Origin of the sequence: Labilibaculum sp. DW002 (assembly GCF_029029525.1) — a bacterium.
In the GTDB taxonomy this organism is placed as follows: domain Bacteria; phylum Bacteroidota; class Bacteroidia; order Bacteroidales; family Marinifilaceae; genus Paralabilibaculum; species Paralabilibaculum antarcticum.
The window spans coordinates 122,322-141,413 of record NZ_JAKJSC010000010.1 but is presented as its reverse complement, the minus strand read 5'-3'; the positions used below and the strand labels follow the sequence as shown (position 1 = coordinate 141,413).

General features: G+C 34.9%; 12 protein-coding genes. 1 reads left to right on the top strand and 11 read right to left on the bottom strand.

The annotated features are described in order from the left end of the window. Positions 1–279: 279 nt before the first annotated feature. The 4 genes from L3049_RS20770 to prfA form a co-directional block, all read right to left on the bottom strand. The gene (locus L3049_RS20770) at positions 280–1,314 is read right to left on the bottom strand and encodes a potassium channel family protein (protein WP_275111757.1); all 1,035 of its coding nucleotides are present in this window, start codon (positions 1,312–1,314) and stop codon (positions 280–282) included. Between the two features lie 69 nt (positions 1,315–1,383). After that, positions 1,384–2,670 carry a DUF2851 family protein gene (locus L3049_RS20765; RefSeq protein WP_275111756.1) on the bottom strand — a complete coding sequence of 429 codons (1,287 nt, stop codon included), beginning with the start codon at positions 2,668–2,670 and terminating at the stop codon, positions 1,384–1,386. Between the two features lie 110 nt (positions 2,671–2,780). After that, positions 2,781–3,608: an orotidine-5'-phosphate decarboxylase gene (pyrF, locus tag L3049_RS20760; protein ID WP_275111755.1), complete on the bottom strand. Its 828-nt coding sequence runs from the start codon at positions 3,606–3,608 to the stop codon at positions 2,781–2,783. A 60-nt stretch (positions 3,609–3,668) separates the two neighbouring features. Beyond that, on the bottom strand, positions 3,669–4,754 hold the full coding sequence (gene prfA, locus L3049_RS20755; RefSeq protein ID WP_275111754.1) for a peptide chain release factor 1: 1,086 nt from the start codon (positions 4,752–4,754) through the stop codon (positions 3,669–3,671). 402 nt (positions 4,755–5,156) lie between these two features. On the opposite strand from prfA, the gene L3049_RS20750 reads away from it, so the two are divergent. Beyond that, on the top strand, positions 5,157–5,477 hold the full coding sequence (locus L3049_RS20750; RefSeq protein ID WP_275111753.1) for a hypothetical protein: 321 nt from the start codon (positions 5,157–5,159) through the stop codon (positions 5,475–5,477). 59 nt (positions 5,478–5,536) lie between these two features. Here L3049_RS20750 and L3049_RS20745 read toward each other — a convergent pair whose 3' ends face one another. From L3049_RS20745 to L3049_RS20715, 7 genes are all read right to left on the bottom strand, one after another. After that, on the bottom strand, positions 5,537–6,706 hold the full coding sequence (locus L3049_RS20745; RefSeq protein ID WP_275111752.1) for an AIR synthase related protein: 1,170 nt from the start codon (positions 6,704–6,706) through the stop codon (positions 5,537–5,539). A gap of 104 nt (positions 6,707–6,810) precedes the next feature. Continuing rightward, positions 6,811–9,168, bottom strand: a complete 2,358-nt coding sequence (gene porE, locus L3049_RS20740) for a PorE family type IX secretion system protein (RefSeq protein ID WP_275111751.1) — start codon at positions 9,166–9,168, stop codon at positions 6,811–6,813. A gap of 163 nt (positions 9,169–9,331) precedes the next feature. Further along, positions 9,332–11,521 carry a glutamine synthetase III family protein gene (locus tag L3049_RS20735; protein WP_275111750.1) on the bottom strand — a complete coding sequence of 730 codons (2,190 nt, stop codon included), beginning with the start codon at positions 11,519–11,521 and terminating at the stop codon, positions 9,332–9,334. 253 nt (positions 11,522–11,774) lie between these two features. Beyond that, positions 11,775–12,890: a hypothetical protein gene (locus L3049_RS20730; protein WP_275111749.1), complete on the bottom strand. Its 1,116-nt coding sequence runs from the start codon at positions 12,888–12,890 to the stop codon at positions 11,775–11,777. Positions 12,891–12,909: 19 nt separating this feature from the next. Beyond that, the gene (locus L3049_RS20725; protein WP_275111748.1) at positions 12,910–14,118 is read right to left on the bottom strand and encodes a metallophosphoesterase; all 1,209 of its coding nucleotides are present in this window, start codon (positions 14,116–14,118) and stop codon (positions 12,910–12,912) included. A 249-nt stretch (positions 14,119–14,367) separates the two neighbouring features. Next, on the bottom strand, positions 14,368–15,984 hold the full coding sequence (locus L3049_RS20720; RefSeq protein ID WP_275111747.1) for a RagB/SusD family nutrient uptake outer membrane protein: 1,617 nt from the start codon (positions 15,982–15,984) through the stop codon (positions 14,368–14,370). Between the two features lie 12 nt (positions 15,985–15,996). Continuing rightward, positions 15,997–19,062: a SusC/RagA family TonB-linked outer membrane protein gene (locus L3049_RS20715; protein ID WP_275111746.1), complete on the bottom strand. Its 3,066-nt coding sequence runs from the start codon at positions 19,060–19,062 to the stop codon at positions 15,997–15,999. Between the last annotated feature and the right edge of the window lie 30 nt (positions 19,063–19,092).

The following is a 19,092-nucleotide window of genomic DNA, read 5'->3' as shown; positions in this document are numbered from 1 at the left end:
AAAAATAAAATTGTCGTTTAGTAGGTGTAAGAAATATTACAATCATAAAAAGATTCCTACGACCACCCTACCACTGCCTATAAAATACTACTAAACAACCATTTTATAAATCCACTCTCCGTTGAAAGTGGATGCAAATATAACAGAAGATCATCCATACTTCCAAATGATTTTGAAAAAAAATATAGATAAAAATACAACAGGCTGATTTACAACAATAAAAAAAATCACAACAAGTGTTGTGATTTTTTTTTATTCTTTTCAGTAGTCACTTATTAACTATTCTCCAACTACCAATAATTGTTTTAGATTATAAACTTGTTCTTTATTACCCAATACAAATAAATGAAAATACCTATCGAGCACAATTTCTGGTGATGGATTGTAAATGTAAACACCATCCTGATCTTTTAATCCAATAATATTTGCGCCTGACCGATCTCTAACATTTAACTCGCGTATAGACTTCCCAACAAAACATTCAGCTAACCCCCGGCAACTCACCTCTTCTAGCTTCACCCCTTTAGTAGACTGAAGTAAAATATTATCCAAAAATTCAACCACGTCTGGTTGAGCAACCAACTTCGCCATTTGCTGCCCACCTATTCGATCTGGCATTATTACATTATCTGCCCCAGCTCTTTTTAGCTTATTATCTGACTGACTTTTCTCCGATCGCGATATGATTTTAATTTTAGAATTCATTTCTCGAGCAGTTAAAACTACATATACATTCTCTGCATCATTTGGAATCGCAGTAATCAATGCTTTCGCTTCTGCAATATTGGCCATATTTAAAACATCCTCTTGAGTTGCATCTCCCTGAACAAACAAAAGCTCTGGCTGCAATCGAATTCTGTCAATTGAACTTTCTTCAGAATCGATCACTACAACATTTTCTCCATGTTCAATCAATTCCAAACAAGCTTGTTTTCCATTTCTTCCATAACCACAAACAATAACATGCCCTTTCAATTTTTCAATACTTCTCACGATTCTATAGTCTTTTAAATTTCTACGAAAAACTCCATCTAATATAAATCTGGTAATAGCTGATGCTAAATATCCAAATATCCCAAAACTTACGAAAATTAGAAATATCGTAAACAACTTACCCGCATCAGTCATTGGGTGAACCTCGGTAAAACCAACAGTTGTAATAGTTATTACAGTCATATAAAAGGCATCAACCAAAGAATATGCATCATTCAGCAACATATACCCGCCAGTACCAATAACAATGGCAAGAACTAAAGAGAACATGGCGATGCCTAAGCTTCTTATATTTTCCTCCCAAATTTTCTGTTTATTCATACACAATCAGATTAAAATCTAATATACTCAATAAAGCCTAACTATTACAAGGCACACACCATCTTTTTATCATGAACAATCAACATTTACATTTCGAATAATTCTGTTTCCAAACTCGCACTGCAAACAACTAGCATGATCACAATAAGTTGTTTTTAATTGCAATAAAGCCTGGGATTGATAAGCCGTCATAACTTCGACGCCACAATCCTTCCATTTATTTATTATTGCATTTTTCTCACTTGGAAGCTGAGAAAGAAAATCACAAGCTTTATCCTTTAATTTTTGCAAATCATGATGCGTTCCATAAAGAAACAAAAGAGGAACAACGCAATTAATAATTAAAGCATCAATCCCAGTTTTTCCCATATTTTTTTTCTTTTCGATAGACTCCTCCCCAAACTGGTAATGCGTAGTCCAATAAGCTGAAGCTTCACATTTTAATAAATTTGAAACATCAGTAATACTTTTTGCTTTGATAAATTTGGAGAATAAAGATTCCGACTGATGAACCAAAGAGGCAAATTGAGCAATTCTTACTGTTGGAAAATTAGGCGGACGCAAACGCAACCACTTCCAACGACTGGAAGCAATAGGTTCTAATTGGAATTTTTGAGCTAAGAACCGATACTCGTTTTTTAATTTAAGAAGGTAATCATCATCACAATCGTATTTTGCTAATAAACCAGATTGCCCAAACAACATTGCTTCCAATTGAAAAAGTGAGTTTTTTTGCTTTGCCAAAAACTTTAATGGGATCGATCTTGCCAACTGCTGAAACGGATCTGCATTTACTCTCATACCAAAGTAGCGAGCCAATACTTGGTATAGCGTATCCTCCCAGGAGTTCTTATTTTGAATCAGAATCTTCTCAATCTCTAATGCTTTTCGTTCCAAACGTTCTATCAACATCCGATCCAGCCAATTGTTTACAAAGAATTTCTCAACATTTTTTAATTCATCAAAACAAGGTATCCATCTCTGAGAAGACATCAACATTTGATAGTTGTTTAATAAATCGGGCGTAAACTGAAGTTGCAAACAAGGAATTTCTCTATCGTTATTCAAAACAACACTAGCATCGTCTTCTAAAACGACGTGCAAAATCACATTATCGTATGCTGAATCGGAATCATGTCCGTGCTGATACCAAGATGATGATTTTAAATGTATTTCAACATTCCCTGCCCAAAGGACATTGTCTAATTTAATTCTGGCATCGAAAAAATCTGGTCCTGAATCAAAATTTTGTCTTCCAACATCAATAATTTCAATTTCATTGCCCTTTGTAGAGAATTGTTTTGATTTGGAAAATAGATTTTGTTTCCAGATAAACTGTAAAAAATCTTCATTCATTGAATCGATCTTATTTTGTTACGATCGAATTTAACCAATTATCACTTATTTATCAATAAAAAAGGCGGTAATTAAATAATTACCGCCTTCATCTATTTGCAAAACTGAATTTAAATCAGCTCTTTATCTTTTAATAACAATTCCATTTCCTGCTGTAGTTCTTCAGCTTTTACCTTTGCTACTTGAGCAAACTTCTCTGAAGTATCAGCATAAATAATGCCCCTTGAGGAATTCACAAGTAAACCACAATGATCATTCATTCCATATTTGGCAACTTCCTGCAAGCTTCCGCCCTGTGCTCCAACTCCCGGCACTAGCAAAAAGTGATTTGGAGCAATCTTACGAATATCAGACAACATTTCAGCCTTAGTAGCACCTACTACATACATCATATTATCATGAGAGCCCCAATCCTGTGATTTTTCAAGAACTTTCTCGAACAATTTTTGCTCACCTTCTTGAAAGAATTGGAAATCGAAAGCGCCCTTATTTGAAGTTAATGCTAATAAAATAACCCACTTATCTTTATACGAAAGGAAAGGCGTTACCGAATCTTCTCCCATATAGGGTGCAACCGTAATAGAATCGAATGGCATATTCTCAAGAAATGCACTTGCATACATTTTTGATGTATTTCCAATATCACCACGTTTAGCATCTGCAATTAGAAAAATCTCCGGGTAATTTTCCTTGATATAACAAACTGTTTTCTCCAAAGAAAGCCATCCTTTAGCTCCTTTACATTCGTAAAAGGCAATATTTGGCTTATAGGCAACAACCAAGTGTGCAGTTGCATCAACAATAGCTTTGTTGAATTCAAAAATCGGATCTTCCTCCTTTAGCAAATGCTCCGGAATCTTTTTTTCATCAGTATCTAAACCAACACATAGGAAAGATTTCTTTAATTTAATTTGTTCGAATAAAGCTTGATAATTCATTTGTAGGTTGTTTACTAGTTAATACAAAAAAGGCAGTGGGGATACCACTGCCAAATATCATTATAAACCACTTTCCTTAAGTCGCTCTGCATTTTCTTCAACCTGAAGCTTATCGATAATCTCTTGGATATCGCCATCAATAATAGCGCTCAAATTATACATCGTCAAATTAATTCTATGATCGGTAACACGACCTTGTGGGTAATTGTATGTTCTAATTTTTGCCGAACGGTCACCAGTAGAAACCATTGTCTTACGCTTAGATGAAATTTCATCCAAATACTTTTGATGTTCCATTGCGTAAATACGAGAACGTAATTCGATCATCGCTTTAGCTAAATTCTTAAGCTGAGACTTCTGATCCTGACAAGTTACAACAATACCTGTTGGAATATGAGTCAAACGAATAGCCGAGTAAGTTGTATTTACCGACTGTCCACCTGGGCCTGAAGAACAGTAGGTATCTTTTCGGATATCACTTTCTTTTACATCAATATCAAACTCTTCAGCTTCCGGTAATACAGCTACTGATGCAGCACTAGTATGAACACGCCCCTGAGTCTCAGTTTGAGGAACTCGCTGAACACGGTGTACACCTGATTCATATTTCAAGACACCATAAACATTAGCTCCTGTTACATTCAAAACAACTTCTTTGTACCCCCCCGAAGTTCCTTCACTACAAGAAGACATTGTAACTCTCCATCCTCTACTCTCACAGAATTTGGTATACATTCTATATAAATCACCTGCAAAAATACTAGCCTCATCACCACCAGCACCCGCACGAATTTCAAGAATCGCATTTTTAGAATCTTCAGGGTCTGCAGGTACCAAAAGCAATTTAATATTTTGCTCCATTTCTGGTAACTTATCCTCAAGCTCTTCCAATTCCATTTTTGCCATTTCGCGCAATTCTTCATCGCTCTCAGTGGCTAATATCTCCTTTGATTCGGCAATAGTATCAAGTGCACTTCTATATTCTTTTGCAGCAGAATCGACTAACTCCAATTCTTTATATTCTTTGCTTAGCTTAACATAGCGTTTCATATCACCCATAACATCAGGGTCGGTAATCAGCTGACTAACCTCCTTGAAGCGGATAAAAACACCTTCTAGTTTCCCTAGTAACACATTATCGCTCATTCCTATAATCTCTTAAAATTTGCACAAAATTAGGAAAATAAAATCACTTTAAATAAGGCTTTGCCAATTTAGATTACCCTTTTTATTATTTAACCTCTTTTAAGGAATAATAATCAACTTATTTACAATTATAATCTTCAAATAAATTATTAGAATTAAGAGTTGTTTTTTTTAAGATCTCCCTCAATGTTTAGTTTGATTTTAAATTATAAATAATTATTAACAGCCCTTTACTTTTTAGCTTAAGATGGTTAATTTTAATAGAAACTTATAGCTAGTGTAGTTGCACCAAATTTTTAATAGAAAAATTACCCTCTCCATTTACTTTCAAGGATCGTAAACACAGGAGTAGTAACAATGTCTTGTTTTTTGAAGTTAAAGCAAACGCTTAAAAATAAGCTTATGGTAAAAGTCAGAATCCCTAGAAGCGAAGACCGATTATTGGGTCTATTGGTAAAAATTAATGAACGACACAAGGCCACTAAAAAGAAGAGTTTACTTAATGGCGCTGTTAACATGGATCGTTTGGTTGAAAAATCAAACAGTATTCGATCTTTGAAAGATCAACAACCAGAAAAAAGCATTTCTTATCGTGAATTCAGAAAAGAAAATGATTTAAAATTTATTTCAAAAGAAATCCGGAGTATCCGGAATCTTCTATTAACAGTTTATCCGGATGAACCCAACATCCTAAAAGAATGGGGATTTGAACTAAATGATTAATCAAAAAATAAGGCCATCTACAAGTAGATGGCCTTATTTGAGAAATATTTTAAGATGGTTTAGTATTCAAATTCACCAAACTCACTTTTGATTGTCAATTTCTTACCTTTTCCTTCTTCACATCGACCTACAATTTTTGCATCGACATTAAATTCTTTAGAAATGGCAATAATTTCTTCAGCGATATCTTGAGGCACATAGAACTCATAACGATGTCCCATATTAAATACCTTATACATTTCAGCCCAATCTGTTCCACTTTGTTCTTTAATCAATTTGAACAATGGAGGCACATCAAACATGTTATCTTTTACGATATGAAGATTGTCTACAAAGTGAAGAACTTTTGTTTGAGCTCCACCCGAACAATGAATCATACCATGAATTTGAGAACGAAACTTATCCAGAGCTACTTTTACAATAGGAGCAAAAGTACGAGTCGCAGACAATACTAACTTACCCGCATCCAATTCTGTACCTTCAACAGCATCTGTTAATTTACAATTACCAGAATACACCAACTCTTCAGGAACTGCACCATCATAGCTTTCTGGATATTTTTTAGCAAGATATTTCGAGAAAACATCATGACGAGCAGAAGTCAACCCGTTAGATCCCATTCCGCCGTTATAAGTTTCTTCGTATGTTGCCTTACCAAATGACTCCAAACCAACGATAACATCACCAGCTTGAATTTTTTCATTTGTGATAACATCCTCACGTTTCATACGGCAAGTAACCGTAGAATCGACAATTATAGTACGAACCAAATCTCCAACATCAGCCGTTTCGCCACCAGTTGAGTAAATATTCACACCTAGCTCACGGTACTCTGCAAGCAATTCCTCAGTTCCATTAATAATTTCAGAAATAACCTCACCTGGAATCAGGTTTTTGTTGCGACCAATTGTCGACGAAAGCAGAATATTATCAACAGCACCAACACAAAGTAAATCATCAAGATTCATAATGATTGCATCCTGAGCAATACCTTTCCAAACCGACAAGTCCCCCGTCTCTTTCCAATACATATAAGCTAAAGCAGATTTTGTTCCTGCCCCATCAGCATGCATGATATTACAGTACACATCGTCTCCCGTTAAATAATCAGGAATCACCTTACAAAAAGCCTTTGGATAAAGCCCTTTATCAATGTTTTTTATTGCATTATGCACATCTTCCTTTGATGCGGAAACGCCTCTTAAGTTATATCTTTCGTCTTTTCTCATGGTTGTTTAGAATAAAAAGGTGAAAGTAAAAAGGTGAAAGGCAAAAACCACATATGCAACCAAAGGAAACTTACACAGCCATTTACCCAATCAATTTTCCATTTCTACTTCTTCATTTTTTTTGCTTCGGCAAAGGTAATCTTTTTCCCTTTATTGTATGCGATTACAAATGCTTTAATTCCTGTTTTTGTAATCTTATCTGCTTCAGCTCTTGCTTCCTCAACATCATCAAAAATACCTGTGGTATATCTCACCGTATTGGCATCTACTTCGCCTCTAAATACAACTTTATATTTTTGAATTACCGGTGGAATTGTATTTTTACTAAAAGCTCCTATTTGAATCGTATAGAACACTCCTTTTATTCCACTCAGATTTTTAATAATTGTATTTCCAATTTGATCTGAATTTACACCTGGCTTATTTTTAGAGTTCGGTCCTGGGACATAATCTGTCGATAACACTCTAAAATCGGTTCTACGATTCAACTGATTGGCTATTTCTTTTTGTTTTTCTTGTAATTTACTAATCACCCATTCAGTTAGAACATCTCCTTCTTTCAAGAAATCATATTCTTTTGCCTTATCGGATGAAATTATTAAAGGCTTCGCTTCGCCATAACCTTGCGCTACCAATCGATCCCAATTAATTCCTTTTTCGATTAAATAATCGACAACAGACTGAGCTCTTTTTTGCGATAAGCCTTGATTTGTTGATTCACTTCCTACAAAATCGGTATGAGAACCTAGCTCTATGGTAATTTTTGGGTTATCATTTAAAGTTTCAACTAAACCATCCAAAGCCGTTTTCGATTCATCTCTTAATGTCCAAGATCCAAAATCATAAAAAATATTTGGCAATTCGATTGGCTTCTCGATAGGATTTAAACCAATCATAGCTTTAAAATTTCGACTAACAGTAAGGTCTAAAGTATTTACCAGTTCCTTTCCATTCAAATATCCATCGGCCGATACCATTACTACATATTCCAAACCAGGTAATAAGTCAACAGTAAATTTCCCTTCCTGATTTGCTTTTACATCTTTCTGGTTTCCATCGGAAGACACAATGTGAACACGTGCTTTTTCAACTGGTTCTTTTGATTCACTATTGACCACATTTCCCACAAAAGAAAATTGCAATGGAACAAAATCAAAACGATAGATATCGTCGTTTCCTTTTTTTCTTGAAGATGTAAACATTCCTTTTTCCTGTCCAATTTGGAAAACCATTGCAAAATCATCAGCAGTAGAATTAATTGGATATTTCATATTCTCGACAGTCCAAACTCCAGTTTTCTCGCGCTTGGCCTGATAAATATCTAATCCTCCCATTCCTTCGGTTCGGTCGGAGGCAAAAAACAAATCTCCATTTTCTTTTATATACGGGAATAGTTCATCATTCGGCGTGTTGATTGGTCTTCCCAAATTTTGTGGCTCACTCCAAGAACTTCCACTTTTCTTAGCCATCCAAATATCGTTTCCTCCGTAACCACCTGGCATATCGGAAACAAAATAAAGAATATTACCATCGGCAGATATAGATGGATGTCCAACCGACAAGCTATCTGGAACTAAATCTAGTTGGCTCACTCTACCCCAACCATCATCTTCTCTTTTAACAACGAATATTTTAGTGCCCTGATTATTTTTATTCACTTTCATTGAAGAAGTATAATACAAGACATCAGCTTCTGGAGAAAAACATGCAGCTCCTTCATTCCAGTCAGAATTAATTGTGTCCCCAACTCCTCTTGCTTTACTCCACTGGTAAGTATCCACAAGAACTTTACGCGTGGTCATCTTCTTTCCTTTTTTCTTACGACTCTTTCGAACCACCTCATTAGAATAATGCGATTCAAAAATATTCGAATAATATTCTCCAGTTACCCCATCTTTTTTTGGCTTATCCTTCAATTTTCTATTTGATGAAAAAAAGATGACATTTGTATCTTTCCCCATATAAATAGGTGCAAAATCACTAGATGTAGAACTAAAATCTTTTAGCAATTCTACTTTATATCTTCCTGGAAATTCTTCCCACTTTTTTATCCTTTCTAACATTTCTGAAGGATCACCTTCCTTCTTTACTTCGGGTTTAAGGTCTACATATTCCCAAAAGTTCTCTTCCGCTTCTTCCATTCTTCCATTTTTGACTTCGACATAAGCCAAATTCAATACCGCATTCGAGAATGTATCACGATTCATTATTGCTTTTCTGTACCATGAAGATGCTTTTCGTCCTTGATTTACTTGATCGAAACAAGATGCTGCCTTAAAGGCAATATCCGCTTTAGCCTCTTTATCTTTCGATTTTTTATAAGCCTTTTCGTATAAACTCTGAGCATAATAATATCGTCCAGACTCAAGCATTTTATCGCCACGCTTAACGTAAGATTTTGAAGAGCAAGAAGCTAATGCCCCTAGAATAATAAGAATACAAAATTGAGTAAGAAACTTCATCAGTTGATTTTAAGATTCAATAATTGAGCTAACAAGGTATAAAAATAAATATTTTATTCTATAGGTCAATAGAATGTTATGCTAGATAATTTATTCTGATACAAAACAAAAAAGGATGCTCTTTAAAAGAACATCCTTTTTGGTAAAAATATTGTTGTCTGAATTAATTATTGAATAACAACTCACGGTACTTAGGCAATGGCCACATTTCATTATCAACAACCAACTCAAGTTTATCGATATGGTATCTAATTTCATCTAGATAATGGCAAACATTTTTATCGTATGCAAATGCCGATTCGGTTGCATCTTCAATCATATTACACTCCTTACGAGCTGCAACCATTCCTATAACCTTAGCTTTAATTGTAGAGATATGATTTGAAATTTGCCTAATCAAGTCCTTTCTAGCTCCTGCCATCTCCTCAAACTCACCATTATCAAAAATGTCTCTCAAACCTTGAACATTCTGTATCAACTTAGTCTGATAAGCTACAGCAACCGGAACAATATGGTTAATCGCCAAATCTCCAAGTACACGTGATTCAATCTGAATTTTCTTGGTAAACTTTTCCATTTCAACTTCTACACGAGCTTCAAGTTCTTTATTAGTCATCACACCACTTCCAACCAATGCTTTCTTAGCCTCCGGATCTAAATACTTAGAGATTGATTCTGGTACACTTGTAATATTTGTTAGACCTCTCTCTTTGGCTTCTTCAACCCAATTATCAGAATAACCGTCACCATTAAAACGAATTGGCTTGGATTCAATAATCATCTTTTTCATCACCTGGAAAATGGCTTCATCTTTCTTAATACCTTCTTCTATTAAGAAATCAACTGCATTTTTAAATTCAGTCAACTGAACTGCAACTGCTGCATTCAAAGCTGTCATGGCTGCCGCATTATTCGTACTGGAACCTACTGCTCGAAATTCAAATCGATTTCCAGTAAAAGCAAAAGGAGAAGTACGATTACGATCCGTATTATCAAGAATAATCTCAGGAATACGACCAATACCCAACTTTAATGCAGTTTTCTCATCCGGAGTCATTTTTCTCTCTCCAACTTCTTCTACAATCTTATCTAGCATTTTAGAAACCTCATCACCAAGGAATGCTGAAATAATTGATGGAGGTGCTTCGTTAGCACCCAGTCGGTGACTATTGGAAGCCGTTAATATTGATGCACGCAATAAATCCTGATTTTTATAAACAGCCATCAAAGTATTTACAACGAAACATAGAAATTGAATATTTCCTTTTGGATTTTTACCTGGAGCCAACAAAACAACACCTGTATCTGTTCCCAGTGACCAGTTATTGTGCTTACCTGATCCATTAATTCCGGCAAATGGCTTTTCGTGAAATAAGACTCTGAATTTATGATGACGAGCCACCTTTTTCATTACATCCATCAACAATTGATTGTGGTCGTTAGCTAAATTCGCTTCTTCATAAATAGGAGCTAACTCAAACTGACTTGGAGCCACCTCGTTGTGACGAGTCTTAACCGGAATACCTAACTTATGACATTCCAACTCCAACTCCATCATAAAATTCGTTACACGCTCAGGAATAGATCCAAAGTAATGATCATCCAACTGCTGATCTTTCGATGATGAATGTCCCATCAAAGTACGCCCCGTTAAAGCTAAATCTGGTCGAGCCTGATATAAAGCCTCATCGATTAGGAAGTACTCTTGCTCCCATCCTAAATTGGTATGAACCTTGGTTACATTTTTGTCAAAATACTGACAAACCCCCACGGCAGCCTCATCCACAGCAGCCAGAGCTTTTAAAAGTGGGGTTTTGTAATCAAGAGCTTCACCTGTATAGGAAATAAATACCGTAGGAATACAGAGTGTTGTTCCTACAATAAAGGCAGGCGAAGACACATCCCAAGCCGTATAACCACGCGCTTCGAAAGTTTGACGGATACCACCTGAAGGGAAAGATGATGCATCTGGTTCTTGCTGAGTTAATAAGTCACCTGAGAAATTTTCTATCATATGACCGCCATCGCCATAATCGATAAAACCATCGTGTTTCTCGGCTGTACCATCTGTTAGAGGCTGAAACCAGTGAGTATAGTGAGTCACATTGTTTTCAATTGCCCAAGCTTTCATACCTGCTGCAACACCAGAAGCCATTTTTCTATCAATAGCGCCACCATTCTGATTAGCATCTATAACAGCTTTAAAAGCTTCCTTTGATAGATATTTTCTCATAGAGTCCGTATTAAATACTAGATCTCCATAATAATCAGTCACCTTATTGGAAGGTATACTAACAGCAACAGGTTTCCTCGAAAGTAGTTCTCCTAACGCTTTAAATCTAATTGTGGCCATAAACGTAAAATTTTAGTTAATTTTTAATTCAATCCGTATTGAAAAAAGGGGTACTCAGCAAAAAAGTAATTATATTTTTACTCAACACCCCCTTTAGCAACAGTACAAATGTGAATAAAAAAAATCAATTTCACAATTCCACATCCTAAAAAAGTAAGGCAACTCAACAAAAAAACGATAAAAACAGGGTGGAAACCCCATATTTTTATCGTTTGCGCTTAAAATTTCAAGTTTTTTATAAAAAAATCTCTTTTTATTTCATTTTTGGAATAATTTGAGCTTTTTTCTCAATTTCAACTTTTATATCTCTTGGTGAATCTAGTAATTCATAAAAGGTAAGAATGTAGTTCATCATACTTTGTTTGCTCTCCTCATTAAGATACCTATTTTCAGATATCAATTCTAAAAAAGATTCTTTTAAATTCTTAAATTTAGAAAAAGCAGTTTTAAATTCTTCATCACTCCATCGATAGCCCTTATACATTCTTTTGTATTTACCATCCATATCAATTCTAGGATCTGGCGTATAATAAGAATGATCGACAATACTACACCAATCAAAATCAAAAGGGACTGCTACAGGAATACTATTCTCATCTACGGATAAAAGATCTATGTTATGAAGTCGAGAAACATCCCAATCTGAATTTCCAACCATCATTTGAAATAATGACAACATTACCATATTACTTCTTAGGATATTATACTGTTGGATATTCTTATATTGTAATATGGTTTTCCCATTTCGTATGGCAACGTCTTTTTTATCCTCTAGAAAGAAGCCTATTCTTTGCAATGAGTCTCCATAAATAGTATCAACAAATCGAATACGCGTTAAACGAACACGATAACTATGTTTATCTATTAAATTGTACATCTTATAAACGAGATATTCCTTAATGGTATTTTGCTCGTAACCATCCATAGAAGATTGACAATGGCTAACATATTTTAAACGATCCTGTCCAACAAACTCTGTCCCTTTTAGCAAATCCAACGGAAATTTAAATCTAAGAGGAGGAAAATTACAATTCTGTTTTCTTCTTCTAAAATTACCACGAGTTTTTACTTTCACTTCAATTTCTTTAGGCAAAGCCCAATCAGCACCTATTGATTTAAACAAGCATTTATGATAGTCTCTTTCCTCTCCAATATCATTCAATAGAGAGATCATATCAGTTTTCAATTCTAGATCGAGTAACTTTTCATATTTAAACAAGGGTAGTTTAAGTAAGCTATCTCTATTGTTACGAGTAATCGCATTGGTAGGAAGAGCTACTGCAAGTATCAAAACAACAAACAATGTTTTTAATACGAAATCCTTATTTACATGCATGGCTTGCAAGATTAATGATGATCGCTTTCCCATATTAAATTTAAATCTATTTTTACAATTCAATTTTTTCTTTTTTACCATCAATGAAACAACGATAAAACATGTCGTTTTCCACACATAAGACTTGTGGTTTTATTTCCGAGTAACCCATTGGAACATTAATGGCTCCTACTTTATTGTTATGAATGAAACGAATTGATTCAACCTCTGTATGTCCAAAAAAGATTCGTTTTGCATTATAGAACGACAATACTCGATCTAATTCTTCATCATTAATAATGGAATAACTTCTTGATTTCATAAGGTATCCTCTATACCATAATGGATTCTCTGGGAAATAGGTTGTTTTCATTACCTCTTCATGTGACATTTCATTATCTGCACGCAAACTATTCCTAATATCATCATTAATTTGTTTTAAAGATAAACCACGTTCTACTAAATCTGGAGATAAGCCACCATGCACAAATATTAGATCGTTAATTTTAACAACAGAATTTAAAGATCTTAGCCATTTCCCTAACTCAGTATCTGCTGCAAAAAAGCGAGGGTAATTCACCATCAACCTCTTACACATATTTTTATATTTCGGCGCAGCATATCTAGAATCATTCATTAATATCATCACCTCATGATTTCCAAGAATTAAATGAAGTCTACCTTTTTGTGCTATCGCTTGTCTTTGTAACTTTTTAATTAGATACAAGCTCTCTGTAACTTTATCTCCTCGATCAAAAATATCTCCAATAAAAATTAAATGACCATCACCCCAAGACCAATCTAGATCCTCATTTATTACACCATTATTTTGCAATAATTCAACCATTACATCATACTCACCATGCACATCACCAATGGCTAATAACTTTTTCACACCTGTATATTCAGACTCTTGAACAGGATATTCTCCTTTTCTTAACCAATATCGATTTGAATCACCCTTTTGTCCTTTAACCAAAACAGAATCACCCTTGACTTTAATTTTCTTTTCGCGAATGGTAATTGTATTTCCTTCCTGTTTATGATCCACATACCACGATTTTACCAGTTTGGAATCAACCCAAAAAAAATGAGGTCCATCTGCATAATCAGCTAAATTAATGTCATTAATATTCCCTTTAAATATCTTATCGTATGATGTAAACGCACCTGAACTTACTCTTTCTTTCTTTTTTTGCGCATTTACTTCTACCGATGATATTAAAATCGCTAAAAGGAACAAGAGAGTTATTTTATTTGAAAAAAATTTAATACGATACATATTACTTTCTGTTTTGAGTCCTAATTAAATACCAAAATCACTATCAATCTATAAATCAAAAATTAAACCAAAATTTATATTAAAGTTATTTGCCTGATTTTAAGATAGTAAATATTCGATTTTGAGCGAAAATAGTATTTCAATGAAGATAGTAAAAAAAACAATAGAGCTCTACGAGAGTTAAATTCAAAAAAAAGCAGGAGTTCAATAAATGAACTCCTGCTACACTACTACTACATAGTACCTGAATTAATATCCAGGGTTTTGCCCTACTAGTCCTCCTGTATTATCCACTTCACTTTGTGGAAGAGGAAAGAAAATATTTTTTGGTAAAGTAAGATTTGTTGCTTTAAAAATCGGCTCTCCAGAGTCAGCAACTACGTATCCTCCAGCTCCATCACTTGTGATGCTTGCCTTCACTTTGTATCCATCAATTTTTAGTTCAGTCTCTAATCTACCTGTTCTGATTAAATCATGTAATCTATGGCCTTCACCACAAAGCTCTACACGACGCTCATGATAAATTGCATCCAACAAGGCTGTTCCTGAAGCTGTAACATCAGCTAAAACTCCGATATTGCCTTGACGAGCACGTTCACGAACTTTATTCAAGTAAATTCTAGCAGTTCCTTCGTTATCGGTATGATAACAAGCCTCAGCATACAATAAATACATATCTGACAAACGAATAATTCGTTCATTAACTGGCGAATTTCTGAAATTACCTAAAGCTAAATAATTCTCTTTGGATAAATAATGCTTGTAATTACTAAAGCCTGTCAAATCCTCAGCAACAACACCTGGAGTTTCTCCTTCAAGAATCCATTGATCTGCATATTGCACTGAATTAATTAATGAAGCTTCACGTCTTGGATCGTCATTTTCAAACTCAAGATACAAATCGTAAGTTGCCTGATAACGTCCGTAAGGATCAGCTGCTCCTAACCATGGCATATTTAAAAAAGTAGTAAAGTTTCCATTGTTAGTAAAAGCACCATCATCTAGAGGAGAATCGTAAAACTGTACTTCAAAAATAGACTCTTCATTATTCTCTTCAGCTTCTGAAAACAAATCATGATAAGCACCTTGATAAAGATCGTACATTCCTAATGCAAATAACTGTTCTGCATAAGTTTTAGCTTCAGCCCATTTATCTTTATTGTAAAAATCCTGATTAGAATAACCAATACTTGCCTGAGAAGCACAAACTTTTACAAGCATTCCTAAGGCAGCACCTTTGGTTGCACGTCCTAACTCTTTGCTAGCAACATATTCCGATTTTAACGGAAGTACATCCACTGCAGCTTTCAGGTCTGTTTCAATTTGAGCATAAACCTCAGCAGCTGTCGCACGAGTTTTATTCAAATCATCACCTAATAAAGGAATGGTTACCAATGGCACTCCACCATAATTCTTAACAAGGTCATAATAATAATATGCTCTCATAAATTTGGCTTCACCAACAACACGATTTTGTAAAGACTTATCTGAAACACCAGAAATGTCTTCACCTTCCACATTCGCCAACAACTGGTTCGCAATCAAAATTCCACGATAGTTGTAACGATAGTTATAAGTGAAAAGAAATGCTGTTGCGTCATAGGTATACTCACGCATTTTTAGATCTTCTCTGTCTACTGCATCATCCGTAGTAGAATTACCAAAGGAGGTGCGCCCCCAGTTGTAATGGTATTCCCACATAGGAGAATAACATGCATTTGCCGCTTTAATCAGCTCGGCATCGTTCGAATAAAAACTCTCTGATGTTTGCTCCCCGATTTTCACGGTATCCAGATAATCCTCATCACAGGCTCCTAATGAAAAAATCAAAAGCCCTGCTAATATTATATTTCTTATTTTTTTCATTTTCATCAACTATTAGAAAGTTAAATTAGCTCCAATTGAAAAAATTCTCGCTTGTGGATAGGTTCCGTAATCGATCCCTTGAGTTAATGTACCTCCACCAATCTCTGGATCCAATCCTGAATAATCGGTAATAGTAAATACATTCTGTCCAGAGAAATAAACACGTAAATTAGACATCCAAGGAGTAAGGTTTTTAAAAGTATAACCCAATTGAATGTTTTTTAAACGTAAGTAAGATCCATCCTCAACGTAAAAATCTGAAGCTCTCAAATTTTTCTCTACAGTAGAAGCATTTAATCCAAACATGGAATTAGATCCATTCTGAGCAGTCCAATGATTTTTATAATCAGATGCCATTGCAAATCTTTTGATATCGGCGTAATTGTAGTATTTGAAACCATTAAAAATTTCATTACCACTTACTCCTTGGAAAAACATTGACAAATCGAAACCTTTATACGACATATCGATATTTACACCATAAAATAAATCTGGATTTGGATCACCAATTTGAACACGGTCATCACCATTAATTACTCCATCTGGCTCTTCCATTACACCATCTTCATCTTTATCTGTCCACTGGTCTTTAAATCTATAGTCACCAGCTCCAATTGCTTCACTTGACTGAGCACTAGAAGCAACTTCAGCATCAGTTTGAAAAACACCATCTACTTCGTAACCATAGAATGCACCAATAGGAAATCCTTCTGCAGTTCTTGTAACACTTCCTACAAGACTTACGCTTCCACTCCAAATAGGTACTCCACCACCAAGACTGGTTACTTCATTGTCTACATGAGAAGCGTTTACATTTACAGAATATTTAAAGTCATTTCCAATATTACCTCGATAACCTAAGTTTAATTCGAAACCTTTATTTTCTACAGTACCAGCATTAACATACGGACTACCATCGTAACCTGCATATTGCGGTATTGGCACTTGAACCAACATATCTTTAGTTTCTTTCTTAAAATAATCTGCTGTAAAAGTCAATTTATCATTCAAAAAAGCAAGATCAAGACCAATATTAGTCGACTCAACAGTTTCCCATTGCACTTTAAGGTTAGCCATTTTAACAGGAGCAGCTCCTGCCTGTTCTCCATCACTAAACACATAAGAATACTCAACTTTTGCATCACTACTTTGAACGGTAGAAGCAAATGAGTAAGGAGCAATTTTTGCATTACCTACACGTCCCCATCCAGCTCTTACTTTAATTCTGTTCACAATTTCTTCTGGTAAAAAATCCATGAATTTTTCATTTCTCAATTTCCATCCTAAAGACATTGAAGGAAAACTACCAAATCGTTTATCAGGACCAAAAACAGAAGAACCATCACGACGGAAAGAAGCTGTTAAGAAATAAGTATCAGCATAATTGTAGTTAATTCTACCTAAATAAGAATACATTTTTGTTTCTTCTCCAGAGTTCCATGCATTTGTACTTTCTAAATCTGTAGAAGCTGACAAATATTGCAATTCGTCATTATCATTTGGAATGTTATTCCTTGAAGCTCCCAAATACTCAGATTTATTTTTTTCTGCAGTAAAACCAGCTAGTAAACTAATACTATGGTCTTCAACATCCATATTGTAAGAAATTGTATTCTCACTCAAAAATCCATTAAATTCTCGAGTTGTTTTTGATAAACTGTTGGTTAAATTTTTCTCATTACCATAATCATAAGAAGGCAAATAAGTCTTCTCTTTGGATCTTGAAATATTTAAGCTTACAGATGATCTAATAAATAAATTCTTAATTGGCTCAACTTGCAAATAAGAATTTGCCAAAACCAAAAGAGCTGATTTTTCTCTAACATCTCTATTCAAAATGGCAACCGGATTCGCCAAATCGGAATATGGAGTAGAAGCATATTCTCCAGATTCTTGTCTAACTGGAGTAATAGGATCCATTCTTTGAGCAAGAGTTAAGATACCATTAATTGCATTTCCATTTACCTGATCAGTAGTGGTATGCGACAATGAAACATTAATTCCAGCCTTAATTCTTGAACCAATGTTATAGTTGTTATTCAAACGAGCATTAATTCTTTCATATTTAGAATTTAATACCACACCCTCATTTTTAAAGTAACCAGCACTAAATAAAGTGTTGCCATTTTCATCCCCTTTGGAAACTGTTGCATTAGCTTTGTAAACTTTCCCAACACGAGTTACTTCATCAAACCAATCTGTTGTGTTTTTTGAATTATCAGAAGGAGATTGAAGATTTAATGGTTTGTATGCACTAGATCCTGTAAAAGCAGCAGCATTGTTTTGAGCAGCATTATAGGTAGTCAACCAATCTTCTGTATTCATTAAATCTGGCTCATTCCAAACACTCTGAAGACCAGTCATAAATTCGAACTGAACTTTTGTTTTTTCTGTATTACCTGTTTTGGTTGTGATTAAAATAACACCATTCGCACCACGTGAACCATAAATTGCGGTAGCTGAAGCATCTTTCAAAACCTCAAGACTTTTAAAATCGGAAGGATTTAAACTAGAAATATCATCTAGAAAAATTCCATCAACAACATAAAGAGGAGATGAATTATTCACTGTACCTGTACCACGGACTCTAACAGATAACCCAGATCCTGGAGCACCTGAAGTTTGAGTCACCATAACACCAGCAGCGCGTCCCTGAAGAAGTGCTGCAGCATTTGATACTGGTTGATCTTCCAGATCCTTCGCACTTATACTAGCAACCGAACCTGTAATGTCACTTTTCTTTTGTACACCATAACCAACAACTACAATTTCATCCATCGCGAAATTATCAGTTTCCAGTGCCACATTTAATTCTACTTGAGTACCAACTGCGGACTCAAATGATTTCATTCCAATGTAAGTGAATACCAAAATGGCATCCGTTCCAACTTTGATTTCATATTTTCCATCAAAATCGGTAGTTGTTCCGTTAGTTGTTCCTTTTACGACAACCGAAACACCCGGGATAGTTAACCCGTCTTCTGCACCGGTAACCACACCTTTCACTAACAAATCCTGTGCCCAGGATACCTGCCAGCCAAGAAGCATGATTAACGTAAAGCATGCAATTTTTCTCATAGTGTTAAATTTAGATTAGCAAGAAATAAT